At 58.6% G+C, this 23,062-nt stretch carries 22 protein-coding genes, 1 tRNA gene and 1 riboswitch; of the genes, 18 read left to right on the top strand and 5 right to left on the bottom strand.

Translation table 11 applies throughout. The annotated features are described in order from the left end of the window. Positions 1-69: 69 nt before the first annotated feature. Positions 70-333 (bottom strand): hypothetical protein, encoded by a 264-nt coding sequence (locus KUF73_RS06850; protein ID WP_218437289.1) that lies wholly within the window; start codon positions 331-333, stop codon positions 70-72. Between the two features lie 276 nt (positions 334-609). Further along, positions 610-710: riboswitch (guanidine-I (ykkC/yxkD leader) on the top strand. A gap of 60 nt (positions 711-770) precedes the next feature. On the opposite strand from KUF73_RS06850, the gene KUF73_RS06845 reads away from it, so the two are divergent. From KUF73_RS06845 to KUF73_RS06765, 17 genes are all read left to right on the top strand, one after another. Beyond that, positions 771-1,838, top strand: a complete 1,068-nt coding sequence (locus tag KUF73_RS06845) for a putative urea ABC transporter substrate-binding protein (RefSeq protein ID WP_218437288.1) — start codon at positions 771-773, stop codon at positions 1,836-1,838. A 16-nt stretch (positions 1,839-1,854) separates the two neighbouring features. Continuing rightward, positions 1,855-2,670, top strand: coding sequence for an ABC transporter permease (locus tag KUF73_RS06840; protein ID WP_218437287.1), 816 nt, complete (start codon positions 1,855-1,857; stop codon positions 2,668-2,670). Further along, positions 2,667-3,455, top strand: a complete 789-nt coding sequence (locus tag KUF73_RS06835; RefSeq protein ID WP_218437286.1) for an ABC transporter ATP-binding protein — start codon at positions 2,667-2,669, stop codon at positions 3,453-3,455. Before KUF73_RS06840 ends, KUF73_RS06835 begins: the two co-directional genes overlap by 4 nt. A gap of 11 nt (positions 3,456-3,466) precedes the next feature. Beyond that, positions 3,467-4,192: an urea amidolyase associated protein UAAP1 gene (locus KUF73_RS06830; RefSeq protein ID WP_218437285.1), complete on the top strand. Its 726-nt coding sequence runs from the start codon at positions 3,467-3,469 to the stop codon at positions 4,190-4,192. An 11-nt stretch (positions 4,193-4,203) separates the two neighbouring features. Next, positions 4,204-4,845, top strand: a complete 642-nt coding sequence (locus KUF73_RS06825; RefSeq protein ID WP_218437284.1) for an urea amidolyase associated protein UAAP2 — start codon at positions 4,204-4,206, stop codon at positions 4,843-4,845. A gap of 279 nt (positions 4,846-5,124) precedes the next feature. Next, a complete protein-coding gene (uca, locus tag KUF73_RS06820) occupies positions 5,125-8,772 on the top strand; it encodes an urea carboxylase (RefSeq protein WP_218437283.1) in 3,648 nt (1,215 codons plus the stop codon). A gap of 24 nt (positions 8,773-8,796) precedes the next feature. Continuing rightward, positions 8,797-10,575 (top strand): allophanate hydrolase, encoded by a 1,779-nt coding sequence (gene atzF / locus KUF73_RS06815; protein WP_218437282.1) that lies wholly within the window; start codon positions 8,797-8,799, stop codon positions 10,573-10,575. A 199-nt stretch (positions 10,576-10,774) separates the two neighbouring features. Then, the gene (locus KUF73_RS06810) at positions 10,775-12,268 is read left to right on the top strand and encodes a sensor domain-containing diguanylate cyclase (RefSeq protein WP_218437281.1); all 1,494 of its coding nucleotides are present in this window, start codon (positions 10,775-10,777) and stop codon (positions 12,266-12,268) included. Next, a complete protein-coding gene (locus KUF73_RS06805; RefSeq protein ID WP_218437280.1) occupies positions 12,255-12,473 on the top strand; it encodes a cysteine-rich CWC family protein in 219 nt (72 codons plus the stop codon). The genes KUF73_RS06810 and KUF73_RS06805 overlap by 14 nt, the downstream gene beginning before the upstream one ends. 33 nt (positions 12,474-12,506) lie before the next feature. Beyond that, positions 12,507-13,199, top strand: a complete 693-nt coding sequence (locus KUF73_RS06800) for a pseudouridine synthase (RefSeq protein ID WP_218437279.1) — start codon at positions 12,507-12,509, stop codon at positions 13,197-13,199. 312 nt (positions 13,200-13,511) lie between these two features. After that, the gene (locus tag KUF73_RS06795) at positions 13,512-14,396 is read left to right on the top strand and encodes an alpha/beta fold hydrolase (protein WP_218437278.1); all 885 of its coding nucleotides are present in this window, start codon (positions 13,512-13,514) and stop codon (positions 14,394-14,396) included. 163 nt (positions 14,397-14,559) lie between these two features. Beyond that, positions 14,560-14,633, top strand: a tRNA-Gly gene (locus tag KUF73_RS06790). Between the two features lie 357 nt (positions 14,634-14,990). Beyond that, positions 14,991-16,586 (top strand): glycosyltransferase family 39 protein, encoded by a 1,596-nt coding sequence (locus tag KUF73_RS06785; RefSeq protein ID WP_218437277.1) that lies wholly within the window; start codon positions 14,991-14,993, stop codon positions 16,584-16,586. A 229-nt stretch (positions 16,587-16,815) separates the two neighbouring features. Continuing rightward, complete coding sequence (locus tag KUF73_RS06780; RefSeq protein ID WP_218437276.1) at positions 16,816-16,995, top strand: type II toxin-antitoxin system HicA family toxin; 180 nt, start codon at positions 16,816-16,818, stop codon at positions 16,993-16,995. Between the two features lie 37 nt (positions 16,996-17,032). Then, on the top strand, positions 17,033-17,440 hold the full coding sequence (locus KUF73_RS06775) for a type II toxin-antitoxin system HicB family antitoxin (RefSeq protein ID WP_218437275.1): 408 nt from the start codon (positions 17,033-17,035) through the stop codon (positions 17,438-17,440). 432 nt (positions 17,441-17,872) lie between these two features. Further along, positions 17,873-18,142 (top strand): short-chain dehydrogenase, encoded by a 270-nt coding sequence (locus tag KUF73_RS06770; RefSeq protein ID WP_218437274.1) that lies wholly within the window; start codon positions 17,873-17,875, stop codon positions 18,140-18,142. Between the two features lie 177 nt (positions 18,143-18,319). Continuing rightward, the gene (locus tag KUF73_RS06765) at positions 18,320-19,048 is read left to right on the top strand and encodes a bifunctional 2-polyprenyl-6-hydroxyphenol methylase/3-demethylubiquinol 3-O-methyltransferase UbiG (protein WP_218437273.1); all 729 of its coding nucleotides are present in this window, start codon (positions 18,320-18,322) and stop codon (positions 19,046-19,048) included. Positions 19,049-19,337: 289 nt separating this feature from the next. On the opposite strand, the gene tam is transcribed toward KUF73_RS06765, so the two are convergent. Beyond that, positions 19,338-20,108: a trans-aconitate 2-methyltransferase gene (gene tam, locus KUF73_RS06760; RefSeq protein ID WP_218437272.1), complete on the bottom strand. Its 771-nt coding sequence runs from the start codon at positions 20,106-20,108 to the stop codon at positions 19,338-19,340. 239 nt (positions 20,109-20,347) lie between these two features. Here tam and KUF73_RS06755 point away from each other — a divergent pair, with 239 nt between their 5' ends. Then, a complete protein-coding gene (locus KUF73_RS06755; protein ID WP_218437271.1) occupies positions 20,348-20,758 on the top strand; it encodes a low affinity iron permease family protein in 411 nt (136 codons plus the stop codon). A 36-nt stretch (positions 20,759-20,794) separates the two neighbouring features. Here KUF73_RS06755 and KUF73_RS06750 read toward each other — a convergent pair whose 3' ends face one another. The 3 genes from KUF73_RS06750 to KUF73_RS06740 all read right to left on the bottom strand — a co-directional run bounded on the left by KUF73_RS06750 (position 20,795) and on the right by KUF73_RS06740 (position 22,988). After that, entirely contained in the window at positions 20,795-21,298 is a 504-nt protein-coding gene (locus KUF73_RS06750; protein WP_218437270.1) for a DUF4142 domain-containing protein, read from the bottom strand. Positions 21,299-21,372: 74 nt separating this feature from the next. Then, positions 21,373-21,525, bottom strand: coding sequence for a KGG domain-containing protein (locus KUF73_RS06745; RefSeq protein ID WP_218437269.1), 153 nt, complete (start codon positions 21,523-21,525; stop codon positions 21,373-21,375). 116 nt (positions 21,526-21,641) lie between these two features. After that, a complete protein-coding gene (locus KUF73_RS06740) occupies positions 21,642-22,988 on the bottom strand; it encodes a sensor domain-containing diguanylate cyclase (protein WP_218437268.1) in 1,347 nt (448 codons plus the stop codon). Positions 22,989-23,062 lie beyond the last annotated feature (74 nt).

The raw sequence follows: 23,062 nt of genomic DNA, 5'->3' as shown, positions 1-23,062 counted from the left end.
TCTGGTGCGACTCCGTAACAAGTTGAAACAACTGACCGATGAAAGGTTTTTCATCTATTCATCGGCTGATTAGTGGTGGCCACCGTGATATCCACCGCCGTAATAACGCCCTCCGCGACCACCGTAATAACCGTGACCGCCGTAGTAATAGTGGCTATAACCGCCATAAAAGCGCGGTCCGCCGTAGTAATAGCGCGGGCCGTAATAGTAGGAATATGGCGCATAGCCGGGATAGTAATAAGGCGTGGGATAAGCATCGTAGGAGCCGGCGTAGTAATAGCAGGCAGATAATCCAAGCCCCAACACCGCACTTAGCAACAGTCGACGAAACATGGCGGCCTCCTGAAAGACCCGCAGTCGGTACAGGCCGACTGACACCTGTTTTGACTGGCAATATTGCACCGAGTGCCGGGCGGCGGACGACTTCGGATCAGCGGCTGATCACGCTGCATCTCAGTGCACCGGCGCACCATCACGAAGCAGTGAACGCTTATTGCATCGTCCCGGGGATCGGCAATCCCCGCGCCAGACGCCTCGACAGGACTTGGCACGGCTCTCGCTTAAGCAAAAGCGTGCAGGAGTCAAAACAGGTTCGCGGCACCACAATTTGCAATGGCTGACTAGGGTTCCGGCTCGCAATGGCGAGTGGCTGGTCCGAGAGTTGGCGACCTCCAGTTGAGGTTACACGGCGGGACAAAAGCCCGGGAGACAAGCCACCGTTCGCGGTGCCGCTGCCTTCCTGCCCGCCCTTGATCAACTGGAGAACCACCATGTCCCAGCTTCGTTTACCCGCCCTGCTCGCCGCCGCTTTCGCAGCCCTCGTGAGCGTCTCTTCCCAAGCCGCACAGAAAGACCACTTCAGCGTCTGCTGGACGATCTACGCCGGCTGGATGCCCTGGGAATACGCCGGCAGCCAAGGCATCGTCGACAAATGGGCGAAGAAGTACGGTATCAAGATTGATGTGGTACAGCTCAACGACTACGTCGAATCGATCAACCAATACACCGCCGGCCAGTTCGACGGCTGCACCATGACCAACATGGACGCGCTGACCATTCCGGCGGCCGGTGGCGTCGACAGCACCGCGCTGATCGTCAGCGATTTCTCCAACGGCAACGACGGCATCGTGCTTAAAGGCGAAGGCAAGAAGGTCACCGACCTCAAGGGCATGGACGTCAATCTGGTCGAACTCTCGGTGTCCCATTACCTGCTGGCCCGGGCGCTGGATTCGGTGGACCTCACCGAGAAAGACCTGAAAGTGGTCAACACCTCCGACGCCGATATCTCGGCCGCCTTCAACACCGATCAAGTCAACGCCGTCACCACCTGGAACCCGATGCTCTCGGACATCAAGGCCAAGCCTGCGGTGACCGAAGTTTTCAACTCCAGCCAGATTCCCGGCGAAATCATGGACATGATGGTGGTCAACAGCGCCACCCTCAAAGACAACCCGGCCCTGGGCAAAGCCCTGACCGGTGCGTGGTTTGAAGTGGTCGAGTTGATGAACGCCAAAAACGCCGCCAGCAAGGTTGCGCTGGAACACATGGCCAAAGCCTCGGGCACCGACCTGCCAGGTTTCCAGGCACAACTCGACACCACCAAATTGTTCGCCACGCCCAAGGAAGCCCTGGCCTTCAGCACCAGCAAGCAACTGCCAGAGACTATGCGCAAAGTCGCCGAGTTCTCCTTCCAGCACGGTTTACTGGGTGAAGGCGCCAAGGACACCAGCGCGGTCGGCATGGCTTTCGCCAACGGCGTGACCAGCGGCGATAAGGGCAACCTCAAGCTGCGCTTCGACCCGAGCTACGTGCAGATGGCTGCCGACGCCAAGTTGTAAGAACGAGGACTTGGCCATGCGCCTGATCAATCGCCACCCCGATCGCCCGAGTCGCCTGCTGTTGGTGATCCTGCCATTCGCCCTGGTGCTGTTCGCCTACTTCATGGGCTCGGCCGAGCGGCTGACAGACAACCCCAACGACAAGCTGCTACCAAGCGCCGTGCAGATGACCGACGCGGTGAAACGCCTGGCCTTCGTCGCCGACAGCCGCACCGGTGAATACGTGCTTTGGCAGGACACCGCTTCCAGCCTGCGACGCCTGGCCATTGGTTTGGGCATCAGCGCACTGGCCGGGCTGTGCCTGGGCATGGCGGCCGGCACGCTGCCGCTGTTCGGCGCACCGTTGTCGCCGTTGCTGACGGTGCTGTCGATGGTGCCGCCGCTGGCGATTCTGCCGATCCTGTTCATCGTCTTCGGTTTGGGGGAATTGTCAAAAGTGATGTTGATCGTCATCGGCATCACTCCGGCCCTGGCCCGTGATCTGGAACAGCGCGCCCGGGAGATTCCCGTGGAGTTGCTGATCAAGGCCCAGACCCTCGGCGCTTCAACCTGGACGTTGATGCTGCGGGTGGTGCTGCCGCAATTGCTGCCACGCTTGCTGATCTCGCTTCGACTGATGCTTGGTTCGGCGTGGCTGTTCTTGATCGCCGCCGAAGCCATCGCCTCCACCGACGGCCTCGGCTACCGGATTTTCCTGGTACGCCGCTACCTGGCGATGGATGTGATTCTGCCGTATGTGGTGTGGATCACCCTGCTCGCCTGGCTGATGGATTGGGGCCTCAAGCGCCTGACTCAACGTGCATTTCCCTGGTACGAAGGAGCGCGGGCATGAGCTTCATCACCGTGAAAAACGTCTGGCAGCAATACGCCGATCAAGTGGTGCTCGAAGGCCTGAATCTGAACGTCAACGAGGGTGAGTTCTGCACGCTTGTGGGCGCGTCCGGTTGCGGCAAATCGACCTTCCTGCGCCTGCTGCTGGGTCAGGAAAAAGCCAGTCGCGGCGAGATTCTGTTGGACGGCCACGCCTTGGCTGGCGAACCGGATGCCAGCCGTGGCGTGGTGTTCCAGCGCTACTCGGTGTTCCCGCATCTGAGTGTGCTGAACAACGTCGCCCTCGGCCTGGAACTGCCGCGCTCGCCGTTGCTCGGGCGCTTGTTTGGCAGCGCGAAAAAAGAGGCCCGCGAACAGGCATCAGTGCTACTGCATAAAGTCGGCCTCGGCCACTCGCTGGACAAATACCCGGCGCAGCTTTCCGGAGGCATGCAGCAACGGCTGGCCATCGCCCAGGCGCTGGTCATGAAGCCACGCGTGTTGCTGCTAGACGAACCGTTCGGCGCTCTCGACCCTGGCATCCGCAAAGACATGCACGGCTTGCTCCTGGAGCTGTGGCGCGAGACGCAACTGACGGTGTTCATGGTCACCCACGACCTGTCCGAAGGCTTCAGCCTCGGCACCCGTTTGCTGGTGTTCGACAAAGTCCGCGTCGACCCGCACGCCCCCGGCGCCTATGGCGCACGCATCACCTACGACATCCCTTTGAACAGCGACCGCCGCGCCAACCGTGCCGCCGTCGACGCCCTGCCGATGCAACTGGCAGGCACGCTTCGCACCGCTTAGAGGATTTGAAGATGACTGATTCGACTCAACTGTTCCCACCCTTCGCCGAAGAAATGCTCCCCGGTGGCGGCCATCGTTCCTTCGTATTGAAGCGCGGCCAACTGCTGCGCCTGACCGATATTCGCGGCGGCGCCAACGTCAGCCTGACGTTGCTTAACGCCCATGAAAAAACCGAACGCCTGAACCTGCCCGACAGCCTCAAATGCCAACACACCGCCAAACTCACCGCCGGCCATTGCCTGTACTCGGACATGGGCCGCGTACTGGCAGCCATCACCGCCGACACCTGCGGCTGGAGTGACAGCCTGGGCGGCGTGCTCTGCGCTGAAGAAGTGGCGGAAAAATACGGTGCGGGCCGCTATCAGGAACTGCGCAACGGCTTCTTTCGCAACGGCACCGACAACCTGCTGGTGGAGCTGGGTAAATGGGGTTTGGGCCTGTCGGACCTGCTGATGACGCTCAACCTGTTCAGCCGGGTGAACGTCGATGAGGCCGGGCGTTTCCATTTCGTCGAGGGCAATTCCAAGGCTGGTGATTACATCGAGCTTTACGCGCCGATGGACACGCTGGTGGTGCTCACCGCGCTGCAACACCCGATGGACCCATCGCCGGACTACGCCCCCAAACCGCTGAAGCTCAGCTGGATGAACGCCGACGCCAGCGTCGCCGAACACTGCCGCACCTCGCGCCCGGAAAACGAGCGCGGCTTCATCAACACCGACCGTCTGTTCACCTGAGGATCGCTGCCATGTCACTCGCTATCGCCACCGCCCAACAGCTTCCCGAAACGGCGGTCTACCGCGCCACCATCCCCGCCGGCGAACCCTGGCTGATGGAGGTCAAGGCCGGCCAGACTTTGCGCATCCTCGACCTGGAAGGCAATCAGGCGGTCGACACTTTGTTCTACAGCGTCGCCAATCCCAAGGAACGCTACGACGTACAACGCACCTTGCGCCGACAGAACAGCGTCTACCTGAGCACCGGAAGCGTGCTGTATTCCAACCTCGGCAAACCGATGTTGACCATCGTCGCCGACACTTGCGGGCGTCACGACACCCTCGGCGGCGCCTGCGCGCAAGAAAGCAATACCGTGCGCTACGCCCTGGAAAAACGCTACATGCACAGCTGCCGCGACAACTACCTACGTGCCTGCGTTCATGACGGGCGACTGGGCAAGGGCGACATCGGGCCGAACATCAATTTCTTCATGAACGTGCCGGTGACTGCCGATGGCGGGCTGACGTTCGAAGACGGAATTTCCGCACCGGGCAAGTACGTCGACCTGCGTGCCGAGATGGACGTGATCGTGCTGATCTCCAACTGCCCGCAACTGAATAACCCGTGCAACGCCTACAACCCAACCCCTGCGGAGCTGCTGGTATGGAACTGAAACTCACCCGTTTGCGTAAATGGTTGTTTGCCCTGTGCCAGGCCCGTTCAGGCCAGTGCATCAAATAACCTCCTCCCTGTAGGAGCTGTCGAGTGCAACGAGGCTGCGATCTTTTGATGTGGTTTTTTAAAGATCAAAAGATCGCAGCCTTCGGCAGCTCCTACAGAGGAAGGCGAAATCTTCAGTCATCCGGGACGGCCCGGGTGCATTTCGAAAAACTGCGGGACGGCCCGCATCCCAGGTCGAGGCTGATGCGCTATCGCCTCCGGGGGTTATGCCATGTTCGAAAAAGTCCTGATTGCCAACCGTGGCGCCATTGCCTGCCGCATCCTGCGCACCCTGCGCGACTTGGAAGTCCAGGGCGTTGCCGTGTACTCCGAAGCCGATGCCGCCAGCCTGCACATCTTGCAGGCCGATGAAGCCTACAGCCTCGGTGAAGGCGCGGCGGCCGGCACCTATCTGGCGGTCGAAAAAATCCTCGCCATCGCCAAAGTCACCGGCGCCACCGCGATCCATCCCGGCTACGGCTTCCTTTCGGAAAACGCCGCATTCGCCGAAGCCTGCGAAGCCGCCGACATCGCCTTCATCGGCCCGACGCCTGAGCAACTGCGCGTATTTGGTCTCAAGCACACCGCCCGCGCCTTGGCCAGGCAACACGGCGTGCCCATGCTCGAAGGCACCGAGCTGCTCGACAGCCTCGAATCCGCACTGGTCGCTGGCGAACAGGTCGGCTACCCGGTGATGCTCAAAAGCACCGCCGGCGGTGGCGGCATCGGCATGCGCGTGTGCCGCAGCGCAGCTGAATTGAGCGAATCCTTTGAAGCGGTCAAACGCCTCGGCCAAAACAACTTCAGCGATGCCGGTGTATTCATCGAGAAGTACATCCAGCGTGCGCGGCATCTGGAAGTGCAGGTGTTCGGTGACGGCCGCGGCGAAGTGATTGCCCTCGGCGTGCGCGATTGCTCGGTGCAGCGACGCAACCAGAAAGTCCTCGAAGAAACCCCGGCGCCGAACTTGCCTGAGGGCATGGCTGAAGAGCTCTGCGCGGCGGCAATCAAGCTTGCCAAAGCAGTGAATTACCGCAGCGCCGGCACCGTCGAGTTTGTGTTCGACAGCGACGCCCAGCGTTTCTATTTCCTTGAAGTGAACACTCGCTTGCAGGTCGAGCATGGCGTCACCGAACAGGTGTGGGGTGTCGATCTGGTGCGCTGGATGGTGGAACTGGCGGCCGGTGATTTACCGCCGTTGTCAGTATTGAGCCAAGGGTTGAAGGCCGAGGGCCACGCGATTCAGGCACGGCTTTATGCCGAAGATCCGGGTCGTGATTTTCAGCCGAGCCCAGGTCTGCTGACCGCCGTGAACTTCCCCGTCGCCAACGGCGTACAACTGCGTATCGACACCTGGGTCGAAGCAGGCTGCGAGATCCCTCCGTACTTCGATCCGATGATTGCCAAGGTCATCAGTTGGGCACCGACCCGCGAAAAAGCCGCTGCCGATCTGCATCAGGCCTTGGGCGAAAGCCTGCTCTATGGCGTAGAAACCAATCGCGACTACCTGCGGCAGATTCTGCTCGATGCACCCTTCGCCAGCGGCCAACCATGGACCCGTTGCCTGGAAGGTCTGGTCTATCAGGCCAATACCTTCGAAGTGCTCGGCGCTGGCACACAGACCAGCGTTCAGGACTACCCCGGCCGCCTCGGTTATTGGGCGGTAGGGGTTCCACCCTCGGGGCCGATGGACAGTCGCGCCTTGCGCTTGGGCAATCTTTTGCTGGGTAACGACGAAGGCGCCGCCGCGCTGGAAATCACCATGAGCGGGCCATTGCTGCGCTTCAATTGCGATGCCGTTGTGGCGGTTACAGGCGCCGTGATTCCTTTGATGCTGAACGGTGAAGCCGTGCCAATGAACACGGCGCTGCTGGTTCCAGCAGGGGCAACGTTAAGCGTGGGGACGATTGCCGGGGCCGGTGCGCGCAGCTATCTGTGCCTGCGTGGTGGCCTGCAAGTGCCCGATTATCTGGGCAGCAAAAGCACCTTCACCCTCGGCCAGTTTGGTGGACACGGTGGTCGCGCGTTACGCGCTGGCGACGTGTTGCACGTACCGGCATTGAGCGACCGCGATGCCGGCGCACAATTGCCTGAAACTCAGCTCAGCGAGCTGCCAACCGTACGACAAATCCGGGTGATTTACGGCCCGCACGGTGCGCCGGAATACTTCACCGAAAACTACATCGGCACCTTCTTCGCCACACAGTGGGAAGTGCATTTCAACTCCAGCCGTACTGGTGTCCGGTTGATCGGACCCAAGCCTGAATGGGTACGAGCCGACGGTGGCGAGGCCGGTTTGCACCCGTCGAACATTCATGACAATCCGTATGCGATTGGTGCGGTGGATTTCACCGGCGACATGCCGGTGATCCTCGGCCCGGACGGCCCGAGCCTCGGCGGGTTTGTGTGCCCGGTGACAGTGATTGAAGCGGATCTTTGGCAGCTTGGTCAGCTCAAGGCTGGGGACAAGGTGCAGTTCGTGCCGGTCGATCTCAAAACCGCCCGCAACCTCGCGTTGAAATGGAATACCTACTGTAAGAGTGAGCCTGCTCGCGATGACGGCATCACATCCGACATCTCTGTGACTGAAACAGCGCAATCGCGAGCAGGCTCGCTCCTACAGGGGATTGTGTCGCCTGTTGTATTGGATATTGGTCAGGGAGATACGCGGCTGGTTGCACGCCTTTCCGGTGACACGCACTTGCTGCTGGAAATCGGTGCCCCAGAACTCGACCTTGTCCTGCGCTTTCGCGCCCACGCCCTGATGCAGGCCCTTGAAAGCAAAACCCTGCACGGCGTGATCGACCTGACACCGGGCATCCGCTCGCTGCAAGTGCACTACCAACCCGAACAATTATCGTTGGCGGATCTGCTCGGTATCGTCGCCGGCCAATGGGACGCCGTGTGCGCCGCCAAGGATCTGCAAGTACCGTCGCGCATCGTGCATCTGCCATTGTCGTGGGACGACCCTGCGTGCCAATTGGCGATCGAAAAATACATGACCACCGTGCGCAAGGACGCACCGTGGTGCCCGAGCAACCTGGAGTTCATCCGCCGCATCAACGACCTGCCGAACCTCGATGAAGTGCAGCGCACGGTGTTCGACGCCAGCTATCTGGTGATGGGCCTGGGCGACGTTTACCTCGGCGCGCCGGTCGCCACCCCGCTCGACCCGCGTCATCGCCTGGTGACCACCAAGTACAACCCGGCCCGCACCTGGACCGCCGAAAATTCGGTGGGTATCGGTGGCGCCTACATGTGCGTATACGGCATGGAAGGCCCCGGTGGTTATCAGTTTGTCGGTCGCACCTTGCAGATGTGGAATCGCTACCGCGAAGTCGCGGCATTCGATGGCAAACCGTGGCTGTTGCGCTTCTTCGACCAGATCCGTTTCTACCCGGTGAGCGCCGAAGAACTGCTGCACATCCGCCGGGATTTCCCCCTCGGGCGCTTCGATTTGAACATCGAGCACAGCCAGCTGAACCTGGCGGACTACCAGGCGTTTCTGGCCAAGGAAGCCGAGAGCATTGCCGCATTTCGCAGCCAACAACAAGGCGCGTTCAACGCCGAGCGCGAGCGCTGGATCGCCAGCGGCCAGGCGCATTTCGACAGTGAGGAACTGGCCCCAGAAGTAACCGAGGATGCGCCGTTGGCCAGCGGTCAGCAGAGTGTCGAGAGCCACATCGCCGGCAACCTCTGGCAGGTTCAGGTCGAAACCGGCAGCCGGGTCGAGGCCGGTGATGTGCTGGTAATTCTGGAGTCGATGAAGATGGAAATCCCGCTGCTCGCGCCGATGGCCGGCGTGGTGCGGGAGATTCGCGTGCAGCCAGGTTCGGCGGTGCGTGCCGGTCAGCGCGTCGTGGTGCTGGAACTCAACTGAACTCATTTCATAAGGACGCACACGATGAACATCAATCTGCAACTCGACGCCCTGCGCAACGCCTACCGCGACGGCAGCACCACGCCTCGGCAATTGCTGCTGAGCTTGCGCGACAAGGCCGCGGCGCTGAACCCGGACTATCACCTGTTCATTCACTTGCTCAGTGTCGAAGAACTGGAACCCTACCTCGCCGCGCTCGACAGTCGCGACATCGATAGCTTGCCGCTGTACGGCGTGCCGTTCGCGATCAAGGACAACATCGACCTGGCGGGCATTCCGACCACGGCAGCCTGCCCTGAGTTTGCTTATGTGCCAGAACGCTCGGCGACCATCGTCGAGCAACTGCTGGCGTTAGGCGCGATCCCGCTGGGCAAGACCAACCTTGATCAGTTCGCCACCGGCCTCAACGGCAGTCGCTCACCGTATGGCGCGTGCCCGAACAGCGTGTTGCCGGAGTATCCGTCGGGCGGTTCCAGTGCCGGTTCGTCGCTGGCGGTGGCACTCGGTGTGGCGAGTTTTTCCTTGGGCACCGACACAGCCGGCTCCGGGCGTGTGCCGGCGGCACTGAACAATCTGGTTGGTTTGAAGGCGACCAAAGGGCTGATCTCCACCGCTGGCGTGGTGCCGGCCTGTCGTACGCTCGATTGCGTGACCACATTTACCACCACCGCGCGCGAGGCCAGTCAGTTGCTGGCGCTCATCGCGCACCTTGATCCACGGGACGAGTACAGCCGCAGCAATCCGCAGTGGAATGATGGTTCGGCGTTTGGTGCGGCTCGTCCATTTCGCTTTGGCGTGCCTCGGGCGCAGGACCTGGAGTTCTTCGGCTGCACGCAAGGCCCAACGTTATTTGCTGATGCCATTGAGCGACTCAAGGCCCTGGGCGGCAAAGCGGTGGAACTCGATCTGTCGCCGTTCCTTGAAGCTGCACGTTTGCTGTACGAAGGCCCGTGGGTAGCCGAGCGCTATAGCGTGGCCGGTGAGCTGATGGAGCAAAATCCCGAAGCCGTGTTGCCGGTGATCCGCGCCGTGCTAGCCAAAGCGCCGGCAGTCAGTGGCGTGCAGACTTTCCGCGCGCAATATCGACTGCAAGCGCTGAAAGCCTTGTGCGACAAGGCACTGGAAAATCTCGATTGCGTGGTGACGCCTACCATCGGCCGCCCCGTTACGCTGGCGGAACTGGAAGCAGAACCGGTGCTGCGCAACTCGGAATTGGGTTATTACACCAACTTCATGAACCTGCTCGACTACGCTGCCGTCGCCGTGCCCAGTGGTTTCATGGGCAATGGCCTGCCGTGGGGCGTGACGCTGTTTGGGCGGGCGTTTACCGACCAGTATCTGCTGAGCGTGGCCGATGGCTTGCAGCGCCAGAAAGCTTCATCCACACCGGCGCCGTCGACTGCCGCGCGCAATGACCGAGCTCGACTGGTGGTCTGCGGGGCGCACCTCGATGGCCTGGCGTTGAACTGGCAACTGAAGCGACGCGGCGCACGACTGATCGAAACCACGCACAGTTCGCCGGACTATCATCTGTACGCCCTGGCCGGCGGCCCGCCGTTTCGTCCGGGCATGGTTCGGGTGAAGGAAGGAGGCGTGGCGATTGCCGTGGAAGTGTGGGAGTTACCGAGCAGCGAACTGGGTTCGTTCCTGACCGGAATCCCGGCACCGCTGGGGCTCGGCAAGGTGCAACTGGCGGATGGTCGCTGGGAGAGCGGGTTTATCTGTGAAGCCTATGGGTTGGAGGGCGCTATGGATATCAGCCATTTGGGCGGGTGGCGTGCCTACCTCAAAGTTTTGGCCTGACACTCCCTTGTAGGAGCTGCCGCAGGCTGCGATCTTTGGATCTTGTTTTTCAGGATCAAGATCAAAAGATCGCAGCCTGCGGTAGCTCCTACAGATCCACAAGGTCAGGGAACGACCATTCGCGCCGCACATAGAGCAGTTATTTCCCCGCCGTGCCATTAGAATGCTTGCCATCGGATGACCTGCCAATGGAATTGCCATGCCGCCCCGCTCGCCGCTGTATTCTCAACGCTCGTTGATTCTCACGCTGATCGCGTTGCTGGGCGCAGGCTTCCTTGCCACTTCCTTCCTCAGTTACTACGCCTCGCGGGCATCGATTCGCGACAACATCGTCAACACCGAACTGCCGCTGACATCCGACACCGTCTACTCGGAAATCCAGAAAGACCTTGTCAGACCGATCCTGATTTCTTCGATGATGTCCCGCGATACCTTCATGCGCGATTGGGTGGTGAACGGTGAGCGCGACGCCGACCAGATGACCCGCTACCTCAACGAGGTCATGACCCACTACGGCGCCTACACGGCGTTTTTTGTCTCCGATGCCAGCCTGACTTACTACCACGCCAAAGGTGTGCTCAAGCAGGTCAAAGCCACTGAGCCGCGTGATGCCTGGTATTTTCGCGTGCGCGACATGAAAGATCCGTACGAGATCAACGTCGATCCGGACCTCGCCAACAAAGACAACCTGACCGTCTTCATCAACTACAAGGTCTACGACTACAACGACCGTTTCATTGGTGCCGCGGGCGTCGGTCTGACGGTCGATGCGGTGGTCAAGCTGATCGACAAGTACCAGCAGCACTACCAGCGCAGCGTGTATTTCGTCGACACCTTTGGCCGCCTGGTGCTCACCGGCGCCGAGGGTGGCCCGCAAGGCGCACTGGCCGGACACGCCCTGAGCGAACTCGACAGCATGAAAAACCTGGTCAGCCAGGTGCCCAAGCCCCACAGCGGCAGCTACGAATATTCCGGCCAGGGCCAGGGACATTTCCTCAATGTGCGGTTTATCCCGGAGCTGAACTGGTACTTGTTCGTCGACAAACTCGAAGACGGCGACCTCAGCGACATCCGCCGCTCGCTGTACCTCAACCTGCTGATCTGCCTGATCGTCACGCTGACCGTGCTGGCCTTGCTCAACCGGGTGATCAAGCGCTATCAGGGCAAAATCCACGCCCAGGCAACCCTCGACAGCCTGACCGAATTGCCCAACCGTCGCGGCTTCGACCTGTTGGCCGCGCAAGCCATGCACGAAGCTCAGCGTGAACCCAAACCACTGACCGCGTTGCTGCTCGATCTGGACCACTTCAAGGCATTGAATGACACCTATGGCCACCTGGCAGGTGATCAGGTGCTGATCGGCTTCGCACGGGATCTGGAGAGCTGCCTGCGGCATTCCGATATCGTCTGCCGCTGGGGGGGTGAAGAATTCATCGTGTTGCTCAAGGACACCGACGGTGAGACCGGTCTGATGATCGCCGAGAAAATTCGTCGGCATGTGGAAGAACAGCGTTATGCCTACAACAGCAGTAGCTTGCAGCTGACAGTCAGCATCGGCCTGACCACTCTGCAAACCGACGATACCTTGCACACACTGCTGTCCCGGGCCGATCATGCGATGTATCGGGCCAAACAAAGTGGCCGCAACCGTACTTGCGTGGAAATGCCTCACTCCAGTTATGAGCCAGCCTGACCTCTGCCCCGCTTGCGGCGCACCCAACGACTGCACCCTGGCCGACCCGCGAACCGTCGATCGAGCGTGTTGGTGCTTCGGCGTCAGCATCGACCCGGCGGTGCTCGAAGCGCTGCCGGCCGAGCTGCGCAACACCTCCTGCCTGTGTCCCCGTTGCGCCGAGGTCGAGGCACAGTTGCAAGCAGCGGTGCGGCCGATCAAGTAAGATGCGCGGCCCTTTTCTTGCCGATTTGTAGCCATGCGCGTCGACCGTTTCCTCAGTAACCTGCCCCGCTTCAACCGTAAGCAGGTGCGCCTGTTGCTGGTGGAAAAGCGCATCAGGATTGACGGAGAAATCGTCTGCGACCCCCACGCCGAAGTCCGCGAGTTCAGCCGTGTCGACGTTGACGATGAGGTACTGCAACTTGGCAAAGCGCTGCGTCACTTCATGCTGCACAAACCGGCCGGTTGCGTGAGCGCGACCCGTGACCCGCAGCATCCGACTGTACTCGACCTGATCCACGAGCCAGACAAGGACGAACTGCACATCGCCGGTCGCCTGGATTTCAACACCACCGGCCTGATGCTGATCACCAACGACGGCAGCTGGTCGCGACGCCTGACCCAACCGCAAACCAAATTGCCAAAGGTCTATTACGTCGAAACCGAACAGGACATCGGCCCCGAATACGCGATCAAATTCGGCGAAGGCCTGTACTTCGCCTTCGAAGACCTCACCACCCAACCCGCCGAGCTAGAGCTGCTGGGGCCGAAATCCGCACGCCTGAGCATCGTCGAGGGTCGTTATCACCAGGTGAAGCGCATGTTCGGCCACTTCGACAACAAAGTGATGCGCCTGCACCGCGAACGCATGGGCCCTTTGGTGCTTGACGACGCGTTGAAACCGGGCGAATACCGCTCGCTGAGCGATGAAGAGATCGGATTGATCTAAGCAGCCTACCGCTGAGCAGAAGTTGTCGAACAATTTGCCATAGGCACTTGCGCGATCGCTCCACCCCTGCTTGAATCAGGACGTCAGCCGAAATGTGACTGACGAGTCACAACATACTTCTAAGAAACTTTTTGTCGGTAGAGAGCCTTAAGGTTCCGCGTTGCACCGGCAGACTGCCCGCCAATAATAATACCCGTCGACCTGCTTTACCGGATCGACATGGGCCTCTCAAATTCCAGGCGTATGCCTACCTGTCACAAAGCTCGTGCAATCTCTTTTGCGCGCATACCCGCTTGCCAGGAGTCTGATGACATGAGGCCAGAAATTGCTGTGCTGGATATACAGGGTCAGTATCGGGTTTACACGGAGTTCTATCGCGCAGACGCCGCAGAGAAGACCATTATTCTGGTCAACGGCTCGATGGCCACGACTGCGTCGTTTGCACAAACCGTGAAAAACCTGCATCCGCAATTCAATGTGGTCTGCTACGACCAGCCCTACGCGGGCAAGTCCAAAGCCCACAACGTGCATGAAAAACCGCTGACCAAGGAAATCGAGGGTCAGATCCTGCTGGAGCTGATCGACCACTTCGCCGCCGAACACGTGATGTCGTTTTCCTGGGGGGGTGCCGCAACGCTAGTCGCGCTCTCGCAACGGCCACGACGCATCGAAAAGGCCGTCATCAGCTCGTTCTCGCCGGAGATCAACGCGCACATGCTCGACTACCTCGAACGCGGCGTGGATTACCTCGGCAGCCGCGATGGCGACCGGGTTGGCAACCTGGTGAACAGCACCATTGGCAAACACTTGCCGACACTGTTCAAGCGCTTCAATTATCGGCACGTCAGCAGCCTGGCAGAGCATGAATACGGGCAGATGCACTTCCATATCAGCGACCTGCTGCACAGTGATCGTCAGTGCTTCTTCCAAGCTGCACAGAAAATCAACGTGCCAGTGCTGTTCATGAACGGCGAATGGGACGAATACACCGCCGCCGATGGCGCCCGGTTGTTCGCCAACCACGTGCAGCACGCCACCTTCACCACCCTGGAGGCCACCGGGCACTTTCTCGACATGGAACACAAAGCCGCCTGCCGCGACAGCCGCAACGCGTTGATGGGTTTCCTGAAACCGGCACAGCACGAAAGCCGGCCACGTTACCACTACGTCCAGGACCACCATGCATTGGCAATCTGAAACAGAGTCATCGCGAGCAAGCCCCGGCCCTGTAGGAGCGAGGCTTGCCCGCGAATGACCGTCACGCGGTCTTTGCTATTTGTTTAATCTGCGCTAAAGCCATAAAGAACAAAGAAAAACTTCATTTCCACGCGCACATCTGGTACAAAGTCAGCCGCTCTGAGCGGGTGTCGTATAATGGCATTACTCCAGCTTCCCAAGCTGATAACGAGGGTTCGATTCCCTTCACCCGCTCCAATCGAATTTGGTCTCACGTCGGATGGTTTTGACGGGGGATGTAGAGACAGAAAAAACCGGTCCACAGTGGCCGGTTTTTTTGTGGGTGGGATTTGGTGGAATCGGGCGCGCGGGAGACTTGGCCATTCAAGTTCGGTGAAGACGCTTACATTTATAAGGCGTGCTCGCTGACGAAACACGACAAGTTAATTTCACGTTATAAATCAAAACATTATGTCTACTTAAGCGGCCGACACTTTTATATTCGAACTCACGGTTTATTCGCAAACCACTGACATTGCCATCACATTTCGCCAGATAGCCTTGATGTTCCAGCCGCTCCCCGACGCCACGGCGAGCGCAAAATGCGAAATAGCCATGAAAGAGTCGTTAGTCAGGTTTTTTAAAAGTGACCGTGGTGCGCTGATACTTCTGCTTGGCGTATCCGCGTTTCTACTGCTATTCGGCTTGGGGTCAAGAGAGCTTTGGGGGGCAGAAACGCGCTGGGCGAACATCGCCCTGCAAATGCTGCAATCAGGCGATTATTTCGACCCTTATCTCAAAGGCTCTCCCTATTACGACAAGCCTCTGCCTTCTTATTGGTTGATTGCTGCCACTGCTCACCTCATGGGCGGCCTCGGACACTGGTCGCTGCGCCTGTCCTCGGTGATGGCTGCCTGGCTGAGCATCTGGCTGGTCTACCTGATTGGCAAACAGTTATATAACAGAGGCACCGGCCTGATTGCCGGCTGGTTTCTGGCAACGACTTTCTTTTATGTTTTCTGGGCTCGGGTCGCAACGGCGGACATCCTGACTGTTTGCGGTGTCCTGGCAGCTGTCTGGTGGTATTGGCGCGGCCCGGATGACACTCGCCTGGGTCGGTACATCGTATTTTTCCTGATTCTGGCACTGACGTCGCTCTTCAAGGGCTTGATCGGGTTCATCCTTCCAGGGCTGATGCTGCTGCCGCATTTGCTGAGCGAGGGACGCTGGAAAAACCATCTCAATCCACGCATGTGCCTGGCGATGCTGGTGGGGGCCGCGTTCTATATGGTGCCGTTCATGCTGTCGCACCGCTATGGCGCGCCTACTTATGGGGAAAGTGGGCTTGGCTTGGTATTTCGGGAAAACGTGGTTCGATTCTTCAAGCCTTTCGACAACATCGGCCCGATCTATACCTATCTGCTCTATCTGCCGATCTACACCCTGCCGTGGGCACCCTGCTGGATACTCGGCCTGTGGGTGGCAATACGCGGCTGGAAGCACACAGAACCCAACATTCGCTGGCTGATCTGGGGCTTGGCGTTGCTGTTCGTTTTCTTCACCGCCAGTGGCAGCCGCCGCAGCTACTACGTATTGCCTCTGGTGCCATTTGCCCAATTGCTGGCCGCCTGGTGGGTCACCCGGCGAGTGGCCGAGCGTCATGCTGCCGGTAAAGTCAGCGGGCCCGGCTGGACGAAGGGTATTGCCGGGGCAGCGGGGATGTTGTTTTTGATACTCGGCATTGCCTATCCCTGGACCAACGGTGGTGGTGGCGTCATACAGTTCACTCAAGAGGTGCGAGCACAAGCCATCAAACGTGCGCCGTGGAACGAATGGCGCATGGTGCTGGTGGATGTCGACAATAAGGTACCCATGTACCTGCAAAATAATGGCTCACCGTTCTACTACGTTCTCCCGAATTCGGACATTCCACGCGAAGGCGGCAGTGCAGCACTCATGGCATGGCTGGAAAAAGAAAGCGGCGAGGCCTGGAACCCTGAACGCACGATCATCGTGGAACAGTACAAAGACATCAAACAACTGCCCTTGGCTTATCTGACTGCCGACTATCAGTTGATCACCACCAAGCCAGACAACGGCACCCGGTTGTTTCACGCTAATGAATCCGGCAGCGCCGCGTTCATTCCCAACGTGAAAACGACGGATAACCCTGTGGCCGGACAAGCTGCAACGCAAGCGTCGGTTCAATAGGTGTATTGAGGTGGCAGATTTTTATGTCTGAATTGCTGTACCTCACGGCAAAACCTCGCAACACACAAAACACTTCAATTCAGGCTTGCCCAGAGCCATTGCCATAGCGCACTCCTAGACTCGACCGATACCACGCACTTTACCGAATCCAGGAGGGCTCGGTGGTTATAGTGTTGATTAGTAAAAATCAGTAGGTATAGTAACCACAAGCACACCACAAGGAGGTGATGTGAATAGCCGATTTTTGATAAGCCAAATTATTGCGGACGGCTGGTATCTGGTGCGAATCAGAGGCAGCCATCATCACTTCAAGCACTCAATTAAGCCGGGGCTGGTGACAGTTCCACATCCCAAAAAAGACCTGCTCAAGAAAACGGCCATCAGTATTTTGCAACAGGCGCTGCTCTAGAGAGACCGACGCGCGACGTCCTTGGAGGACAACGAACATGCTTTACCCGATTTCGATTTCAATGGGCGATGACGAACACGCCTGGGGCGTGGAAGTCCCCGACATTCCAGGATGCTTTTCCGCCGGGGAAGATCTGGATGACGCGATGGCGATGGCTCGGGAAGCCATAGAAGGCCACTTCGAGATTCTCGCCGAAGACGGTTCGCCGATTCCGCCCGCCAACAAAGTGACCTTGCATGCAGCCAACCCAAAATACGCGGGCTGTGCATGGGCATTGGTGGACATCGACGTTACCAAATATTTGGGCAAGGCCCAGAAGCTGAACATCACCCTGCCTGGCTATCTGCTTAACCGGATTGACGAGTACGTGCTGCATCACCCGGAAGAGAAAAGCCGTTCGGGTTTTCTGGCTTCGGCGGCGCTCAAGGTGTTGCAGCAGGGCTGATGACTCTATTGCAGAGGCGTATCAACCGGTCCCGAGCGACCGGTTTTTTTATGGGTGGGATTTGGGTGGTTCGGAGCGCGGATTGTACCCGTCCTAAGTCAAAAGCAACTCGTACCTTCAAACAAGCCGCGTCCTACACGACGTTAGGAAATGTCCGTACACTTGCGCATTGCTGTGCTTTTTCCACGAGGCCTATAGTCCGAGCACGCCCAAATGGCGTGTCGGGTTTGGCGACCTGAAGTGGAATGCAAAAGCGCACTGGCTTGCTTGCAGGCGTTTTTGCATCTGTAGAGTTGTCCTTTTGTGGCGACTGTACGCGGGAGATCTTCGGATCTGCCGGCTTCCACTCCGGTTCGCCAACCTGCGTACAGTTGCCTCCCTTTCGTTTGGCGACGATCGGCTGGTAAACCTCAACTAAGTGGAGCTTTACTCATGCAAGAGTTCATGGCTTTAACCAGCAACGCCGACGATCTCCCCACGTTTTACGTCAACACCACCCAACCCCTGCACTCCCTGCTCAGCAGCGCCAGCTACCGAATCAGCGCCGTGACGCAGGTCCTTGAAAACCTCGCCATGCGCGGTGAAATCAGCACAGACTCCGTCATCCTCAGCGACTTCGCATTGCTGTGTGCCATACCGTTGCGCGACGGTTGCGATGTGCTGGATGTCATTGCACGGCGCATGGATGCCGAACCATCCTGACGTAACGCGCAAAACCTGTGGGAGCGAGCTTGCTCGCGAAGGCGGTGTGCCAGTCAGCATTAAAGTCGACTGACACGCCCTCTTCGCGAGCAAGCTCGCTCCCACAATTGCGGTGTTCAAAGCCATCCGCCCCCCAAGTAGCTGGTTTTAAGACGAACTAAACAGGGCACTCCGAACATGACCCAAAACATCTACGACGATCCCGAATTTTTCCAGGGTTACAGCCAGATGGCCCGCTCCGTTTCCGGTCTTGATGCAGCACCGGAATGGCCTGCGTTGAAGGCGATGTTGCCGCCGATGCAAGGCTTGAAAGTAGTGGACCTCGGCTGCGGGTACGGCTGGTTCTGCCGTTGGGCCAGTGACCAAGGCGCCAGCAATGTGCTCGGGCTCGACGTATCGGAAAAAATGCTGCAGCAGGCGCGAAAAACAACCACCGCCTCCAACATCCAATACGCCCGGGCCGACCTGGAACAGCTCAACCTGCCTGCCAGCGATTTCGACCTGGCCTACAGTTCTCTGGCGCTGCACTACATCAAGGATTTGCCGGGTCTGTTCGGCAAGATTCATGCGGCGCTTAAACCAGGCTCACGCTTCGTGTTTTCCATCGAGCATCCGATCTTCATGGCACCGCGAAATCCGGGCTGGCTGATCGACAGCGAGGGCCGCAAGCGCTGGCCGGTGGACAGTTATCAAATGGAGGGTGAGCGCGTGACTAATTGGCTGGCGGACGGTGTGATCAAGCAGCACCGCACCGTTGGCACCTTGCTCAACGCGCTGATTGGCGCAGGTTTCAGCATCCGGCATGTCAACGAGTGGGGACCGAGTGATGCCGAGGTTGCGGCGCAACCGGCACTGGCCGAGGAACGGGAACGTCCGATGATGATGTTGATCGGTGTGCAGCGCTGAAGGCCGTTCGTATATTTTGCGTAAGGATCTTCACGACCCAGTAAAGAAGCCGTAGCAAGGCGTCTAACCCGCAAATAGATGCCTTATTCTCCCGGCTCACCCTTCGCACAGAGATCAACATGGACAGTTCAGAGTTGGGAATCATGATCGTTTCAATGATCGGGTTGTTCGGCTTTGCTTCATTTGCTTTTGAATACTTGAGTGCCAGACGCTCAAAAAAAAGCAAACCGCAGTGATGGTTCACAGCGCTCAAGAAAGGGACAGATGACACATCGGTCCCTTTTTCGCATCAGCGAGTTGCCACCAGAAACAACCGCGGAAACGGCAACAGCACCGAACCATCAGCCAGCGCCGGATAAGCCTGCTCAATGGCCGCCTGATACTGCGCCAAATACTCAGAACGTTCAGCCTCATCCAGCGGATCGAGGAACGGCCGTAACCCGCTCCCCTTGAACCACTCGACCACGCCTGAGGCGCCACCGGCTAGCGGATGATGATAGGTGGTGCGCCACACATCAACGCGAGCGCAGTGCGGCTTCAGCATCGAATAGTAGGCCGCGGCATCGGCCATTTCGGTGCGTAATCCAGCGGCACCGGCCAATTTTTCAGCCCATGGACCTTGCGCCGCCACTTCGCGCATCAAACGGTGAGAGGGTTCATTGAGGTTGTCCGGCATCTGAATCGCCAGGCTGCCGCCGGGTGCAAGTTTGTTTACCAGCGAAGGCAGCAACGTGGCGTGATCGGGCAACCACTGCAGCACCGCGTTAGAAAAAATCACATCGAAGGGGCCAGTGTCGCTCCAGCTATCAATGTCAGCGATGTCGAAACGCACCTGCGGCAAGCGCTTGCGCGCGGCTTCGATCATGTCGGTTGAACTGTCCAGCCCACGCACCGTGGCATCGGCAAAACGCTCTACCAGCAACTCGGTCGAGTTACCGGGGCCGCAACCGATGTCGATGGCCGAGCGCACATTCGCGGCGGGGATCGACGCCAGCAGGTCACGGGCGGGACGGGTGCGTTCATCTTCAAAAGCGACGTACTGTTTGGCGGACCAACTCATTGCGTTCTCCTGTCGGTGTGTATTTCACAACGGGCAAAACTTCAGCCGCAACAATACAGCGCCTGTGCTGATTTGCGTGCCTTCAATTTTCAAGATCAAAAGATCGCAGCCTTCGGCAGCGCCTACACGGATCGATGTAGGAGCTGCCGAAGGCTGCGATCTTTTGATCTGAAAAAAGCCGAATTTTCATCCCGCTGTCGCTGTCACACATTCAGGCGCCACCCATAAGGAACACGGCCATGAAATTCGCAAAAGTCGCGCAGAAACTCGCCCTCTGGACCGGCAGTCCCAAGACGTTTCTAGGGGCGATCATTCTCATTTTTCTGTGGGGGTTGAGCGGGCCGATTTTTCATTTCAACGATACCTGGCAACTGATCATCAACACCTCGACCACCATCATCACGTTCCTGATGGTGTTCCTGATTCAGAACACCCAGAACCGCGACACGGACATTTTGCATTTGAAGGTCGATGAGTTGTTGCGGGTAACGAAGGAAGCACAAAACGCGATGCTCGGACTTGAGGCGCTGGACCTCAAAGAGCTGGAAGCGCTGAGAAAGCAATATCGCAGCCTTGGCGAAGGCCAGACCGTTGATCTTGATGGCACGGTCGTCGAGGAAAAGCATAAACAGGATTTGAATAAGTGCTGACGAAAAATGCGCGGGCTGACCCGCGCATTTCGATGATTAGCGACTGGCCTGCAGGGCCTTGGCCATTTGCAGGTGATTTTGCAGTTTAGGCAGGGTTTCTTCGGCGTACGCCTTGATTTCCGGCACGTCGGTAGTCTGTGCCGCTTGCTGAAGTTGATCGATGGCTTCCTGGGTGGTTTTGACCTGGCTGGCCGCGTAGGCTTCATCGAAGGTCGTCCCTTCCATGACTTGCGGCATCAAGGCTTTCGCCTTACCCACCACTTCTTCGCGTGGGGCCACCGGTAAATCCAGTTGCTTGGCGATTTTTGCCAGGTGCTGGTTGGCGGTGGTGCGGTCGTTGATCACGACGATGGTGTAGTCCTTGACCTCTTTGGATTCGGACTTCTGGTGCGCCAGGCGACTGGCTTCGATTTCGGCCACGCCTTGGGCCGAAGCATCGTTGATGAATTCGGTGGGGGTCTGGGCGAAGGCAGTGCCAACATACAGGCCCAGTAACACGGCAAAACCGGTGTTGCGTAATCGGGTGGCCATCCGGCTCATGGTCGCGCCCTCCTCAGTAAAAATTCAAACGGGAGCTTTCGCCCCCGCTTCTCAATCAAAACTACCCACATCCATTACTTGGATTTCTGTGCGGGCTTACGACCCATGTCGGGCTTAGGCTCTTTATCGACAGTCGTGGTGGTAGTTTTCCCACCTTTGCGACCAGCTTCAGACGCCTTGGTTCGATCGTTGGAGTGTCCTGAGTTCGAGTTTCTTGAGTTAGGCATGATTCTCTACCTCTTGAGAATGATCGCGGGAGCTTACGCCCGCATAGAATCAGAATTTTCGCGAAGCAAAAGGTTTAGAAAACCTGAAATCGTCACGACGAACGGTGACGATATGTTCAGACGAGCCGCAGGTGATTCTCGCGCTTGGCGGCGTACATCGCTTCGTCGGCGTGCCTGAACAGCTGTTTTTCTTCAGTGCCATGCTCGGGGTATTGCGCCACGCCAATGCTCGGCTGGATGTTCAGACTATGCCCGTCCAGACGCAGGGGCTGGGCCAGGACCTGACGGATTTTCATCGCCACGCAATCGGCGTCTCCCGAGGCATGGATGCTGTGCAGCAACACCACAAACTCATCACCGCCAATGCGCGCCACGGTGTCGGTTTCGCGCACACAACCCTTGAGCCGATTGGCGACGGTCTGCAACAGCATGTCGCCGACCGCATGGCCGTGGGTGTCGTTGACCTCTTTGAAGCGGTCGAGATCGACATACAACAGCGCCATGCGTCCGCGATCTACACGGGCAGCCTCGATTGAAATCTTCAGCCGGTCACGCAGCAACTCGCGGTTGGGCAGTTGAGTTAACTGGTCGTACTGAGCCATCTGTTGCAGGCGCGCGTGCAATTGCTTGCGTTCGATGGCAGTGGCGACCTGGGCGCAGACGTACTGCAACAGCTCTTTGTCCTGCTCGGTGTAGCGCTCGGCACCCGGCATGCTTTTGACGATCAACGCGCCGATGGTGCCCTTTTGCGAGTTCAGTGGCACGCCTAGCCAGCACGGCGAATTCTCACCGATCACCAGCGCCTCGAACCCCTCTGGCCGTTCATGCTGGTCCGGGGTCAGCAGAATCGGCAGACCGCTGTGGATCACCTCGGCACACAGGCGCCCGGTGATCGTGCCGGGTTGCTCGGGCTGCGGCTCGTGGTCGTCGACGTGGTAAGGGAAATTCAATTTCGCGCAATGTTCATCGTACAAGGCGACGGAGAAATTCAGCGCTGGCAGCCATTCACCGATAATCAGGTGGATACGCTTGAACAACGCCAGTAAGTCTTCCGCTGCATGCGCCGCTTCGGAAATCGCATACAGCGCCGCTTGTCGGGACTCGGCTTGCTTGCGTTCGGTAATGTCGCGGGCTACGGCGATACGCAGTTGATCGACCTCCGACCAGCGCGCCGACCAGAGGATATGCACCACCCGGCCATCCTTGCGCAGGTAGCGGTTTTCGAAATTGAGCTTGGGCTCGCCGCCCATGATCTCTCGCGCAGCGTCGAGGGTGCGCTGGCGATCGGCAGGGTGCACCATCTCGATCATCGGCTGGCCGATCAATTCGTCGGGGCTGTAGCCGAAAATGCGCTCGCAAGCAGCACTGACAAAAACGAAGCGACCTTGTTTGTCGACCGCGCAAACGGCGTCCAGCAAAAGGTCGATGTAGCTCGCCAACGGAGCGGAGTTTCTGGTGGTCATGGTGCCGATAACGAGCCCGAACAATACCGCGATAAAAAACCATCCCTGACCCATTTTATGTGTGCAACTGAAGC

The organism is Pseudomonas sp. PD9R (assembly GCF_019200975.1).
Lineage (GTDB): Bacteria > Pseudomonadota > Gammaproteobacteria > Pseudomonadales > Pseudomonadaceae > Aquipseudomonas.
Note: the sequence above shows the minus strand (reverse complement) of the source record. Positions and strands in the feature narration are given on the sequence as shown.

Bases quoted from the DNA above. Each gene is read 5' to 3' on its own strand.
- KUF73_RS06740 (WP_218437268.1), bottom strand. From the start codon at position 22,988: ATGACCACCAGAAACTCCGCTCCGTTGGCGAGCTACATCGACCTTTTG.
- KUF73_RS06850 (WP_218437289.1), bottom strand. From the start codon at position 333: ATGTTTCGTCGACTGTTGCTAAGTGCGGTGTTGGGGCTTGGATTATCT.
- KUF73_RS06800 (WP_218437279.1), top strand. From the start codon at position 12,507: ATGCGCGTCGACCGTTTCCTCAGTAACCTGCCCCGCTTCAACCGTAAG.
- KUF73_RS06750 (WP_218437270.1), bottom strand. From the start codon at position 21,298: ATGAGCCGGATGGCCACCCGATTACGCAACACCGGTTTTGCCGTGTTA.
- KUF73_RS06825 (WP_218437284.1), top strand. From the start codon at position 4,204: ATGTCACTCGCTATCGCCACCGCCCAACAGCTTCCCGAAACGGCGGTC.
- KUF73_RS06785 (WP_218437277.1), top strand. From the start codon at position 14,991: ATGAAAGAGTCGTTAGTCAGGTTTTTTAAAAGTGACCGTGGTGCGCTG.
- KUF73_RS06775 (WP_218437275.1), top strand. From the start codon at position 17,033: ATGCTTTACCCGATTTCGATTTCAATGGGCGATGACGAACACGCCTGG.
- KUF73_RS06795 (WP_218437278.1), top strand. From the start codon at position 13,512: ATGAGGCCAGAAATTGCTGTGCTGGATATACAGGGTCAGTATCGGGTT.
- uca (WP_218437283.1), top strand. From the start codon at position 5,125: ATGTTCGAAAAAGTCCTGATTGCCAACCGTGGCGCCATTGCCTGCCGC.
- KUF73_RS06810 (WP_218437281.1), top strand. From the start codon at position 10,775: ATGCCGCCCCGCTCGCCGCTGTATTCTCAACGCTCGTTGATTCTCACG.
- KUF73_RS06845 (WP_218437288.1), top strand. From the start codon at position 771: ATGTCCCAGCTTCGTTTACCCGCCCTGCTCGCCGCCGCTTTCGCAGCC.
- KUF73_RS06755 (WP_218437271.1), top strand. From the start codon at position 20,348: ATGAAATTCGCAAAAGTCGCGCAGAAACTCGCCCTCTGGACCGGCAGT.
- KUF73_RS06840 (WP_218437287.1), top strand. From the start codon at position 1,855: ATGCGCCTGATCAATCGCCACCCCGATCGCCCGAGTCGCCTGCTGTTG.
- KUF73_RS06745 (WP_218437269.1), bottom strand. From the start codon at position 21,525: ATGCCTAACTCAAGAAACTCGAACTCAGGACACTCCAACGATCGAACC.
- KUF73_RS06835 (WP_218437286.1), top strand. From the start codon at position 2,667: ATGAGCTTCATCACCGTGAAAAACGTCTGGCAGCAATACGCCGATCAA.
- tam (WP_218437272.1), bottom strand. From the start codon at position 20,108: ATGAGTTGGTCCGCCAAACAGTACGTCGCTTTTGAAGATGAACGCACC.
- KUF73_RS06830 (WP_218437285.1), top strand. From the start codon at position 3,467: ATGACTGATTCGACTCAACTGTTCCCACCCTTCGCCGAAGAAATGCTC.
- KUF73_RS06805 (WP_218437280.1), top strand. From the start codon at position 12,255: ATGAGCCAGCCTGACCTCTGCCCCGCTTGCGGCGCACCCAACGACTGC.
- KUF73_RS06770 (WP_218437274.1), top strand. From the start codon at position 17,873: ATGCAAGAGTTCATGGCTTTAACCAGCAACGCCGACGATCTCCCCACG.
- KUF73_RS06765 (WP_218437273.1), top strand. From the start codon at position 18,320: ATGACCCAAAACATCTACGACGATCCCGAATTTTTCCAGGGTTACAGC.
- atzF (WP_218437282.1), top strand. From the start codon at position 8,797: ATGAACATCAATCTGCAACTCGACGCCCTGCGCAACGCCTACCGCGAC.